This is a genomic window from Paraburkholderia sp. SIMBA_027 (assembly GCF_046535315.1).
In the GTDB taxonomy this organism is placed as follows: Bacteria; Pseudomonadota; Gammaproteobacteria; order Burkholderiales; family Burkholderiaceae; genus Paraburkholderia; species Paraburkholderia tropica.
In genome coordinates this window covers 1-279 of the sequence record NZ_JAWRWY010000392.1, presented here as the reverse complement: position 1 = coordinate 279, position 279 = coordinate 1, and the positions used below count along the sequence as shown (strand labels likewise).

Sequence of the window (279 nt, the reverse complement as noted above, 5' to 3'; positions counted from 1 at the left end):
AGATGCCATCGCCCTGCTCGACTACCTGGAGCGCCTGGATCGCCCCGGCGAACGCCTCGATGGCCCGGCGCGCCTGGCGCGCTTCCTGGACGGCAGCGAAGCGCGCCAACGTTTCGAACAGGAAGCCAAGGTGCTGCGCCAATTGTTGGCCTCGGACGCCGGCCTGTATGTGATCGATGCCCGCGAGCCGGTGCTGGCCAAGTACCGCGATGAGCTGCAAGTGCTGGCCAGTTGCGGCAAGCCGTTGCTGCCGGTGCTCAACTTCGTCAGCAGCAGCGA

General features: G+C 66.7%; 1 pseudogene. It reads left to right on the top strand.

Annotated features, from left to right (window positions below):
* Nucleotides 1-279 (top strand): annotated as a pseudogene (locus SB764_RS39550) (DUF3482 domain-containing protein); the annotation flags it as partial.